Origin of the sequence: Chryseobacterium salviniae, assembly GCF_035819015.1 — a bacterium.
Taxonomy (GTDB): Bacteria; Bacteroidota; Bacteroidia; order Flavobacteriales; family Weeksellaceae; genus Chryseobacterium; species Chryseobacterium salviniae.
In genome coordinates, this window is the sequence record NZ_JAYLAA010000050.1 from 249810 (window position 1) to 259277 (window position 9468).

12 protein-coding genes are annotated in these 9468 nt (G+C 37.2%); 7 read left to right on the plus strand and 5 right to left on the minus strand.

The features are described 5' to 3' along the window. The first annotated feature begins 42 nt into the window (after window positions 1-42). From SOP96_RS16380 to fabF, 6 genes are all read left to right on the plus strand, one after another. Window positions 43-801 carry a helix-turn-helix domain-containing protein gene (locus SOP96_RS16380; RefSeq protein WP_326321972.1) on the plus strand — a complete coding sequence of 253 codons (759 nt, stop codon included), beginning with the start codon at window positions 43-45 and terminating at the stop codon, window positions 799-801. Then, window positions 786-908 carry a helix-turn-helix domain-containing protein gene (locus tag SOP96_RS16385; protein ID WP_326321987.1) on the plus strand — a complete coding sequence of 41 codons (123 nt, stop codon included), beginning with the start codon at window positions 786-788 and terminating at the stop codon, window positions 906-908. The genes SOP96_RS16380 and SOP96_RS16385 overlap by 16 nt, the downstream gene beginning before the upstream one ends. An 89-nt stretch (window positions 909-997) precedes the next feature. Then, the gene (locus SOP96_RS16390; protein WP_326321973.1) at window positions 998-1417 is read left to right on the plus strand and encodes an OsmC family protein; all 420 of its coding nucleotides are present in this window, start codon (window positions 998-1000) and stop codon (window positions 1415-1417) included. Between the two features lie 210 nt (window positions 1418-1627). Further along, the gene (locus SOP96_RS16395; RefSeq protein ID WP_326321974.1) at window positions 1628-2233 is read left to right on the plus strand and encodes a TetR/AcrR family transcriptional regulator; all 606 of its coding nucleotides are present in this window, start codon (window positions 1628-1630) and stop codon (window positions 2231-2233) included. 5 nt (window positions 2234-2238) lie between these two features. Beyond that, window positions 2239-2664, plus strand: coding sequence for a PaaI family thioesterase (locus SOP96_RS16400; protein WP_326321975.1), 426 nt, complete (start codon window positions 2239-2241; stop codon window positions 2662-2664). Between the two features lie 55 nt (window positions 2665-2719). Further along, the gene (fabF, locus tag SOP96_RS16405) at window positions 2720-3961 is read left to right on the plus strand and encodes a beta-ketoacyl-ACP synthase II (protein WP_326321976.1); all 1242 of its coding nucleotides are present in this window, start codon (window positions 2720-2722) and stop codon (window positions 3959-3961) included. A gap of 245 nt (window positions 3962-4206) precedes the next feature. On the opposite strand, the gene SOP96_RS16410 is transcribed toward fabF, so the two are convergent. Both SOP96_RS16410 and msrB read right to left on the minus strand, forming a co-directional pair. Continuing rightward, on the minus strand, window positions 4207-4971 hold the full coding sequence (locus SOP96_RS16410; RefSeq protein WP_326321977.1) for a murein L,D-transpeptidase catalytic domain family protein: 765 nt from the start codon (window positions 4969-4971) through the stop codon (window positions 4207-4209). Between the two features lie 128 nt (window positions 4972-5099). Next, window positions 5100-5543, minus strand: a complete 444-nt coding sequence (gene msrB / locus SOP96_RS16415) for a peptide-methionine (R)-S-oxide reductase MsrB (protein ID WP_326321978.1) — start codon at window positions 5541-5543, stop codon at window positions 5100-5102. A 197-nt stretch (window positions 5544-5740) separates the two neighbouring features. Between msrB and SOP96_RS16420 the strand changes: the two genes are divergently transcribed. Further along, complete coding sequence (locus SOP96_RS16420) at window positions 5741-6985, plus strand: DUF445 domain-containing protein (protein WP_326321979.1); 1245 nt, start codon at window positions 5741-5743, stop codon at window positions 6983-6985. Between the two features lie 35 nt (window positions 6986-7020). Here SOP96_RS16420 and SOP96_RS16425 read toward each other — a convergent pair whose 3' ends face one another. From SOP96_RS16425 to SOP96_RS16435, 3 genes are all read right to left on the minus strand, one after another. Further along, window positions 7021-8058, minus strand: coding sequence for a quinone-dependent dihydroorotate dehydrogenase (locus tag SOP96_RS16425; protein WP_326321980.1), 1038 nt, complete (start codon window positions 8056-8058; stop codon window positions 7021-7023). Window positions 8059-8374: 316 nt separating this feature from the next. Further along, window positions 8375-9073: a pseudouridine synthase gene (locus tag SOP96_RS16430; protein ID WP_326321981.1), complete on the minus strand. Its 699-nt coding sequence runs from the start codon at window positions 9071-9073 to the stop codon at window positions 8375-8377. Window positions 9074-9096: 23 nt separating this feature from the next. Continuing rightward, entirely contained in the window at window positions 9097-9291 is a 195-nt protein-coding gene (locus tag SOP96_RS16435) for a DUF4177 domain-containing protein (protein WP_326321982.1), read from the minus strand. Window positions 9292-9468: the final 177 nt, after the last annotated feature.

Below are 9468 nucleotides of genomic sequence, written 5' to 3' on the forward strand. Positions count from 1 at the left end.
AAGAGCCATGCTTTTTTTGTATCTTTAGGCTAAAGTAAAACCATGGCACAATCCCTTATTTTTGAAGATCAGTACAAAAGACTCGGTATTGAAAATTTCTCAGAAAATACTCTTGAAATTATCCATGGAAATAAGTTTCGCTATGATATTAAAGTCTTATATATTCCGGCAGGTTACGAGCTTTCCGTAGATTTTAATCATTTTAAAGTTACTAAACCCAGCCTTTTTTTCTTATCCAATCAGCATATAAAGATTACAAAAACTTCCGGAAATGCAACGCTTCTCTACTATAACCGTGATTTTTACTGTATCCAGATTCATGATAAGGAAGTAGCCTGCGACGGACTGTTGTTTCACAATGTTTTCGAAATTCCTTTTGTAGAGCTTGATGATAAAGAAAATACAATTATTCAGCAGCTCTTTCAAAATATACTGCACGAGCTTGAATGGAAAGATTCTTCTGCGGAAGAAATGATCCGTACATACGTAAAACAGATCATCATTCGTGCTACAAGAAAATGGAAGAAGCAGAATTTTGACGATAAAAATGTAAAAATTCCTACTCATGAAATTGAAATTTTCCGTGATTTCAGCAGGCTGCTGGAAATTCACTTCAGGGAAAAGCACAATGTATCTGAATACGCGCAACTTTTGCATTTAGCTCCTAAGACACTGACTCATAAATTTAAAAGTCTACAACTCGAATCTCCCAACCAACTGATCATCAACAGGATTCTACTCGAAGCAAAGAGGCTTTTAATTTATACCGATAAAACCATAAACAAATTGCTTACCATTTAGGATATGAAGATCCGGCATATTTCAACCGTCTTTTCACCAGCAAAACGGGAAGCACTCCTTCGAGTTTCAAGAAAAACTACATTCCGGGAAAAAAGTACAACATTTAGCACCATTTATGTATGTATTCAGAACAGAAACCAATATATCTTTGTAACATCAAAAAATAAACAATATTAACAAAAAAAATTAAAGTATTATGAGACGTAACGCAACAGCCGTTTGGAACGGTAACATCAAAGAAGGTAACGGACATTTAACTACCCAAAGCACAACCTTAAATCAGACTCAGTATTCATTCAACAGTCGTTTTGCAGACGGAGTGGGTACAAACCCAGAAGAATTGCTGGCTGCAGCACACGCAGGCTGCTTTACCATGAAATTAAGCGCAGAGCTTTCCCAGGCAGGATTTACTCCTGAAGAATTGAAAACCACTTCCGTGATCACCCTTGATCCAAGTGTAGGGAAAATTACCAAATCAGAGCTTACTTTAACGGCAAAAGTTCCGGGAATCTCAGAAGAAGAATTTCAGAAATATGCTAAAATCGCAGAAGAAGGATGCCCGGTAAGCGCAGCATTTAATTTTGAAATTACCTTAAATGCAACTTTGGAAATTTGAGATAAAAATATTTCAACGATTAAAGATCAATAGGGGCGGGCTTTAGCCCGCTTTTGTTTTAAAAATTCATCCGGCTTTAGCCAAAATTTAAGAATAAAAAATTTGATTGCATCTGCAGCTTTTGATGATGAAAACTTAATAAAATTATTTAAATAAAAAAATACCGATTGGTATATTTTATGTATATTTGTATAAATTTTAAAATCTGAAATGTCTAAAGCTGAAAAAACAAGGCAGTTTATCATCGAAAAATCGGCATCTCTTTTTAACACAAAAGGATATACCTCTACATCACTGTCAGACATTACAGAAGCTACCGGATTGACGAAAGGAAGCATCTATGGAAATTTTGAAAACAAAGACCAGGTTGCACTGGAAGCATATCAATACAATGCTAATATTTTGAAAAAAAACATGTTACGCTCTTTCAGCGATGAATTTCCTACAACCCTGGATAAGCTTCATGCTTTTGTAACATTCTACAGGAAAAACTGGCAATCGGTTTTTTCAAACGGAGGCTGTCCGCTCATGAACGCTGCCACAGAAGCCGACGACACTTCACCCTTACTAAAAAAGCAGGTTACCCAATCTTTCAAAGAATGGATCTCCAAAATTGCGGAAGTAATTTCCCAGGGCCAGAAAAATGGCGAATTGTCAGCCAGTGCCGATGCGGAAAAATATGCCTCTCTTTTTATTATGCTGATTGAAGGCGGAATTTTATTATCCAAAACAACAGAAGAAGAAAAATTTTTAAATCAGGCTTTAGATAGGATTCTCATGATCATTAACGATGAATTAAAACAAAATATCACATAATATACATGGATAAATTAAAGATCCTCCAATCTTTTATTGGAAAGGAATTTACCGCCTCACCCTCCCCTTTTATGAGATGGCTGAATCCTGTAATAATTTCGGCAGAAGAAGGTCAGATAGAATTTCAATACACTGTGAGAGAAGAATGGCTCAATCCGATGGGGAATCTTCACGGAGGAGTTACAGCAGCTATAATGGACGATATTATCGGGGCTACAATGTTTTCACTAAACGAAAAAAATTTTATTGTAACAGTGAATAATACCATCGATTATTTCTCCACCGCCAAAGAAAATGATATTATTGTTGCAGAAACTAAAATTATTAAAAGAGGAAAGCAATTTGTAAATACTCAATGTGAAATCTGGAATGCAGACAAAACACGCATTATTGCAAGAGGAACCTCTAATTTATTTAAAATCAACAATTAAAATATCATCTGTTTATATAGATGATACAGACCAATAAAAAGATAAATATCTACCAATGAAGAGAGTAGTCATCACAGGGCTTGGCGCAGTAACGCCTTTGGGAAATAATGTAGGAGAATTCTGGGAAAACAGTATCAACGGAGTAAGCGGAGCCAGCAAAATTACCCATTTCGATACGGAAAAGTTTAAAGTACATTTTGCCTGCGAAGTGAAAAATTTTGATCCGAAAGCCCATTTAACCCACAATGAAATCAAAAGAAGTGATCTTTTTTCACAATACGCCATGTATTCTACAGCCGAGGCGCTGAAAGATTCAGGACTTGAGCTGGAAAATATGGATCCTTTTGACACCGGCGTAATCTGGGGAACCGGCCAGGGCGGAATGTGGACGTTTGAAAGCGAAGTAATGGAATTTACAAAAGGAGACGGAACCCCGAGATTTAATCCTTTCTTTGTTCCGAAGTTCATCGCTAATATGGCTTCGGGAATGATCTCAATGAAATTCGGACTGCAGGGAATCAACTACACCACCATTTCAGCTTGCGCTACCGGAAATACGGCATTGATGGATGCTTTTAATTATATCAGGCTCGGAAAGGCGAAAGTTATCGTAAGCGGAGGTTCTGAAGCGGCCATCACTCCGGCTTCCATAGGAGGATTTTCCATTATGAAAGCGATGTCTACAAGAAACGATGATTTTGCCACCGCAAGCCGGCCTTACGATGCAGACCGAGACGGCTTTGTGATGGGAGAAGGTGCAGGTGCTTTAATTCTTGAAGAATACGAACATGCCAAAGCAAGAGACGCAAAAATTTATGCGGAATTGGTGGGAGCTGCCATGACTGCAGATGCGTACCACATGACCGCACCTCATCCGGACGGTGTCGGAGCCATTAAAGCCATGCAGCTGGCATTAAAAGAAGCCCAAATCAATACAGAAGATATTGATTATATAAACCCTCACGCCACTTCAACGCCGATGGGAGATCTGGTGGAATTAAATGGAATTAATAAATTATTTAAAGGGAGCAAAAACCTGGATATCAGTGCCACAAAATCAATGACCGGCCACTTGCTGGGCGCAGCAGGAGCTGCTGAAGCTATTCTTTCGATTAAAGCAATTGAGACCGGAATCATCCCTCCAACGATCAATCTGCATAAGATAGATGAGAATATTCCTAAAGATATCAGTATCGTTTTTGGAGATGCCAAAGAGAAAACCATTAATTATGCTTTGAGTAATGCTTTCGGTTTCGGAGGCCATAATGCCACATTGATTTTCAAGAAGTTCTCATAACAAGATTTTTCAAAACACAAAATAGACCGTCTTTTGAGACGGTCTATTTTGTGTTTAATCAATTAAAAATATTTACTTATAATCTGGGATAAAAAACTTTCGCCATGATCAGGAATCGGAATATAAAGCCGTTCCCATGTTCTTCCTTCTTCAAATTCCCAGCTATGTCGTTTTCCTTTTACATCTTCTGCTAAAAGAATAATTCCGTGTTCGGAAAATTTTCTCCTTTATCTGACTTCATTCATTTAAACTGATGTTTTCAGCCATTCCGAGTTGGAAAGATAATTCTGATCGGGATAATAAATAAACAGCAGATTTCTTCCTTTAATGGTGTTGATAATTGGCTGTGTAAGATCTCTCGGAACAGCAGGGCAGCCCCAGCTTCTCCCGATTCTTTTGTGCATTGCTGCAAATTCATCACTTACATAATCTGCGCCGTGCATAACGATCGCCCTTCTGTATGCCGCATCATTAAAACCTTTATCCATTCCCAATAATCTCAGGGAAAATCCATTGTCCCCGTTGTACGTTGCATCCGTAATATAAAAACCTAAGCTGCTCTGAAGCGAGCTTTCGGTATTTGAAAAATTGGTGGCAAACTCTTCTCCGGTATTTTTACCGTGTGCTACCAGTGAGTTGAACAATACCTTTCCCTCGTTCATATCAATTACCCAAAGTCTTTTCGTGTTTGAGGACATGGAAAAATCGCATACCGTAAGTAAATGCGAATCCTGATTAAGCAAACCAGCTTTCTTCAAATTCTCAAACCCTGTTAAGGCTTTGAAGAAAACTTCTTCGTTAAGTTCATGTCCCGGTTCAAATGCGATAGACTTGTATAACTCTTTTGAGGATGATACTGTTTTCTCAGTGGTTTTCTCCGATTTTTTTTCGGCTACTTTTTCAATCTTTTTTGTACTGATTTCATTCTTTGTCCCTTTTTTTTCCGGTGACAGGTAGAATGAAGTAGTGACCATGTAAACAATACTTAATAAGCTATAAAATCCTTTCATTCAATATTATGTTAATCCAATTGAGTCAGCAAATGTATAAAAACAATACATATCTGAAAGAATAACTCCAATAGTTTAACTCAAATTTAAGAAAATTTAACTTACTGATTTCGTGATTAAAACCTATTTTATATCTGCCCATCCGGTACAAATTCCAGACTTACGGAATTCATACAATATCTTAATCCGGTAGGCTTCGGGCCATCGTCAAAAACATGCCCTAGATGAGAATCGCATCTTTTGCAGAGCACCTCTACCCTATCCATTCCGTAGGTTAAATCTCTTTTGTAATAAACTCCTTCTTTATCTGCTTCAAAAAAGCTTGGCCAGCCGCAGCTGCTCGAAAATTTTTCTGCAGATCTGAAAAGATGATTTCCGCAAACCGCACAGAAATATTCACCCAACTCATCAAACTCATTATACCTTCCGGTAAAGGCTCTTTCAGTTGCGGCTTCTCTTGCTACAGCATACAGTTCCGGGGAAAGTATTTTTTTCCATTCTTCGTTAGAAATATTCACCGGTGTTCTGTCTGTTCGTGAGTAGTATGGATTGTTTTTTGCTTCGTTTTGCATAAGATTATTTAAAGATTTAGATAATTAAAATTTAACCACAAAAATTACAAAAGTTTTTAACTAAATTGATGCTGGTGACATTTAACATCATATACAATCTAATGTGTACTTCAGCAGGAACATTTAACTAAATAGCTTGTAAATTTTTGTGCCTTTTGTGGTAAAAAATATATACCAAATGTACTAAATTTGAGCATATGAATGATGAGGCCAAAAGAAAACAGTTAAGAAAATACAAAGCATTTGCCACAGGATTATTCCTTTTAATGGCAGCTATTTTTGTAGGAACCACCCTTCTCCAAAAAAACGTAGATTCCCATTGGGTAGGTTATGTACGTGCTTTTTCCGAAGCGGCAATGGTAGGTGCACTCGCCGACTGGTTCGCCGTAACTGCTCTTTTTCGTCATCCGTTGGGATTACCAATACCGCACACCAACCTTATTGAAAACAGCAAGCAGAGACTGGGAGATAATCTCGGCAGTTTTGTAGTGAGTAATTTTCTCTCTCCTCAGAATATCCGGCCTTATATGATGAAACTGAAAGTTTCCGGATTTGTGGGAGAATGGCTGACAAAAGAAAAAAATCAGGATATTTTGATTAAAAATCTTTCGGATATTGTTCTGGATATTTTAAATAAGCTTGATGATACTGCCGTAAGCCAGTTTATCAGTAAAAAGGTTCAGGAAATGACTGATGATATCAAGCTTAACAAAATCGTAGGAAACGGAATTAGCTATATTATCGAGAAAAATGACCATCAGAGAATAGTAACCAATCTTTCTTCGCAGATTAAAAATTATATTGTTGAAAATGATGAGTTGATTAAAGAACGTGTAAAAAAAGGAAGCTATACTTTTATTCCTTCTTTTGTTGATAATAAAATTGCCGATAAAATTGCCTCCGGGCTTTCAGACTTTTTCAGGGAAATTGAAGAAGATTCCCGGCATGAAATCAGAGGTTTGATCACCCAAAAAATTCAGGAATTTTCTGTTGATATAAAAGAAGATCCGAAATGGGATGAAGAATTTAAAAATATTAAAAACGACTTATTAAAAGGCGATAAGCTGAACGAATATTCAAATGACATCTGGATTTCCATTAAAAATACTTTAAAGAATGAACTTCAGGAAGAACATTCTTCCTTAAAGAAATACCTTGCTAAAAACCTGAATGAATTTTCTGAAAATTTAAAAACAGATGAAAATCTTCAGAATAAAATCGACGACTGGATTCGTGTGACGGCTTACAAATATATTCTCAGAAATACGCATCAGTTTGGAAACCTCATCAGCTCAACGGTTGGAAACTGGCAGGGGAAAGAACTCAGTGAAAAACTGGAGCTGGAAGTAGGGAAAGATCTTCAGTTCATCCGCGTCAACGGAACTTTAGTGGGCGGACTGGTAGGACTTATTATTTACACGATTGCACATTTTTTCCTTTAAAATATTAAAAAAGAGAGTTCGAAACTCTCTTTAATTTATCTCGAAATTCGGCTTGCCCGTGTTAAAAGCGCTTTATTAATATCATTGATTAATTCCGGTCCTTCATAAATAAATCCTGTATACAGCTGCACCAGTGTTGCTCCGGCATCCAGTTTTTCCAGGGCATCTTTTGCCGAATGAATTCCGCCCACTCCAATAATCGGGAAAGATCTGTTGCTTTTGTCGGAAAGATATTTAATCATTTTCGTACTTCTTTCACGAATAGGTTTTCCGCTGAGTCCACCGTTTCCGATCTGCGCCAACACTTCCGGAGAAGTTTTCAGACCTTCTCTGTTCACAGAGGTATTGGAAACTACGATCCCATCAATTTTTGTTTCTTTTATCAGCTCAATAATTTCGTCAAGCTGATTGTTATTAAGATCCGGAGCAATTTTCAATAAAACAGGCTTCTTAACCGATTTTGTATTGTTGATTTTTTGAACTTCCGTAATCAGCTCTCTCAGATATTCCACATCTTCCAGCTTGGCGTGGCTTCCCACATTAGGACAGCTCACATTCAGCACAAAATAATCTACGTAAGAATGAAGCCCTTCAAAACATTCCAGATAATCGCGGGTATAATTTTCCGGTGCCGTATCTGTATTTTTTCCGATGTTTCCGCCGATGATGATTTTTCCTTTATTGCCTTTCAGTTTTTCAATAGCCGCTTCAAGACCGTCGTTATTAAAACCCATTCTGTTGATGATTCCGCCGTCTTCAATCAGACGGAAAAGCCTTTTCTTAGGATTTCCGGCTTGCGCTTTTGGGGTTACCGTTCCGATTTCCACAAATCCAAAACCTAAATCTCCCAATTCATTAAATAAAACCGCATTTTTATCGAATCCGGCAGCCAATCCGACAGGGTTTTTAAATTTCAGTCCGAAAACCTCCCTTTCCAGGCGTTTATCTTCAATAGGTTTCGGGAAGAATAATTTTGTGAGAAATCCAAAGTTTTTCAGCATTGCAAAAGTAAAATGATGAACTTCTTCAGGATCGAATTTAAAAAGAACCGGGCGAATAAGCGATTTGTACATTGAAAAAAAGTTTTACAAAAATACTCATTTTAAAATTAATGTTCAATTAACCTGTGATATTAATGGGAAAATTGTATGATATGTCTATAATATACCAGGTATCACATAAACTGTAATACACCAATAATATTGCCCTGTAAAATTTTTAGCAGCTTTTTCCCGCTTTCCATTGCAATCTTTTTTTTGCAAAAAAGGATTTTCATTGCAATCGGGGCTAGGATTGTAGTCGGTTATTCAATAGTATGAAATAACCTCAACTTTGTGATTCCTGAAATTATTATCAATACTTTCTTTAGATTTTTCAGAATGTCAAAGTTTATGATAAATAGGCGCTCAAATCGAGATTCAGAATATCGCCAACTTTTTTAAATTCATCATCTATCGCAGCATTTATTATAATTTTTTCTCCGGAATCTGGGTGATTGAATATTAACTGATGCGCATGGAGTGTCATTTTATTGATTCCAAAGGTCTGAAGCCACAGCTTGTTCTGTTTATTGCAGCCATGTTTTCTGCACCCTAAAATAGGATGTAAAATATGTTTAAAATGCTTTCTCAACTGATGGAACCTTCCTGTTTCAGGAGTCGCTTCCACCAAACAGTACCGCGAAGTCTGATGTTTTAAAAAAGGCAGATCAATTTCCGAAGTCTGCAAACGGCGGTAGCGCGTAACTGCATTTTGCTTAACCTCATTTTCATTAATCAGATCATAATCAATGGTTTCTTCTTCTTTAGCCCAACCCCGAAGAATGGCAATATATTTTTTATCAACTTCTCTCGCAGCGAAGCGGTCACTCATTATTTTCAGCATTTCCTTATCTAAAGTAAACAAAAGAACTCCCGAGGTTTTCCTGTCTAACCGATGTACCGGATATACTTTCTGCCCGATCTGCTTTTTCAGTTCCTGAATCGCATACGTATCTGCTTCGCCCGAATAAAAAGATTTATGAACCAATAATCCGCTGGGTTTATTGATGGCAATAAGATGTTCGTCGCGATACAGAATTTCTAACATTCTGCAAAACTAAGATAATTAGTTTACAACTCTCTTTTAAAAGTATAAATAACACCGTAAAAAGTGCCTCCGTATTCCTTGCTTTCTGCCGTAACCAGTTCCCATCCGTCATTTCCGTATTGATTTAAAACTTTATCAATGTCGGCAGGATCATATTTGTTTCCCCAAAATCCTTTTGGCTCAATAACGACTGTCTTATATTCAAATCTTTTTCGCATATTTTTTATTTGAAATGTACAATAAATTTTATAACCTTAATCCTAACGGGTTTTAAAAACCCGTTAGGATTGTTTGATGCTTGTTATCAATAGTCCTGATTGAGCGGCATGTCTGAGCTCATTTTCTTTGGTTACGGCGGGGGGGGGGGGGGGGGGCCCCCCGACACAAAAAAAAAA